1 pseudogene is annotated in these 1,491 nt (G+C 67.9%); it reads right to left on the bottom strand.

The annotated features are described in order from the left end of the window. Positions 1-51: 51 nt before the first annotated feature. A pseudogene (gene mutS, locus MOV74_RS37955) lies at positions 52-1,491 on the bottom strand (DNA mismatch repair protein MutS); the annotation flags it as partial.

The following is a 1,491-nucleotide window of genomic DNA, read 5'->3' as shown; positions in this document are numbered from 1 at the left end:
ATCGTCCACCAGCGCGCGCGCGGTCTGGCCGCGGTCCTGCGCCTCCAGCTAGGAGAGCACTGATTTCGCGCGCGTGATCACGGCGGGCGGCAGGCCGGCGAGCTTGGCGACCTGGATGCCGTAGGAGCGGTCGGCCGAGCCGGGCAGCACCTCGTGCAGGAATACGACATTGCCCTGCCATTCCTTCACCCGCACGGTGGCATTGAACATCCGTGGCAGCTTTGCCGAGAGCGCGGTCAGCTCGTGATAATGCGTCGCGAACAGCGTGCGGCAGCGGTTGCTCTCGTGCAGATGCTCGATCGCGGCCCAGGCGATCGAGAGGCCGTCGAAGGTCGCGGTGCCGCGGCCGATCTCGTCCAGGATCACGAGCGCGCGCTCGCCGGCCTGGTTCAGGATCGCCGCGGTCTCGACCATCTCCACCATGAAGGTGGAGCGGCCGCGGGCGAGATCGTCGGCGGCGCCGACGCGCGAGAACAGGCGGTCGATGATGCCGATCCGCGCGCGCGTTGCCGGCACGAAGCTGCCGATCTGGGCCAGCAGCGCAATCAGCGCGTTCTGACGCAGGAAAGTCGATTTACCGGCCATGTTGGGGCCGGTGAGCAGCCAGAGCTGGCCGGATTTTTGCGCAGGCGCGGGTGACAGATTGCACCCATTGGCGATGAACGGCTCGCCGTTGCGCTTCAGGGCCTGCTCCACCACGGGATGGCGGCCGGCCTCGATCGCGAAGCCGAGCGACTCGTCCACGTCCGGCCGCACATAATTGTCGTCGACCGCGAGCTTTGCCAGCGACGTCGCGACGTCGAGCAGCGCAAAGCCGTGCGCGGCCGCGCGAAGATCGTCGCTGATCGCCATGGCTTTGGCCGACAGCCGTTCGAAAATCTCGAGCTCCAGTCCGAGCGCGCGATCGCCGGCATTGGCGATCTTGGCCTCGATCTCGCCGAGCTCGGCAGTTGTGAAGCGAACCTGGCCCGCCAGCGTCTGGCGATGGATGAAGGTCGCGTTCAGCGGTGCCGACATCAGCTTGTCGCCGTGCTGCGCGGTGACCTCGACGAAATAGCCGAGCACGTTGTTGTGCCGGATCTTGAGGCCCTTGACGCCCGTGCTATCCGCGTAGCGGGCCTGCATCGAGGCCACCACCAAGCGTGAGGCATCGCGCAGGTTTCGCGCTTCGTCCAGTGCCGGCTCATAGCCCTGGCGCACGAAGCCGCCATCGCGCTTGATCAGCGGCAGCTGCTCGTCGAGCGCACTGGCGAATTCCGCCGCCAACTCGCGCGAGGGTCTTTGCAGTGCCGCCATGACCGCCGCGATCTCCTGCGGCGGCTGGTCGAGCTCGCCAAGCCGCGCCAGCACCTGATCGGCGGCGATGATGCCGTCACGCAGCCCCGCGAGATCGCGCGGACCGCCGCGGCCGACTGACAGACGCGCCAGCGCCCGCGACATGTCGGGTGCGCCGCGCAGGATGCTGCGGATGTCTTCGCGCGCGGCTGAATC

This window comes from Bradyrhizobium sp. SHOUNA76 (assembly GCF_023006445.1).
Classification (GTDB): Bacteria; Pseudomonadota; Alphaproteobacteria; order Rhizobiales; family Xanthobacteraceae; genus Bradyrhizobium.
The sequence above is the reverse complement of the archived record's forward strand: the minus strand, read 5'-3'. Positions and strand labels throughout refer to the sequence as shown.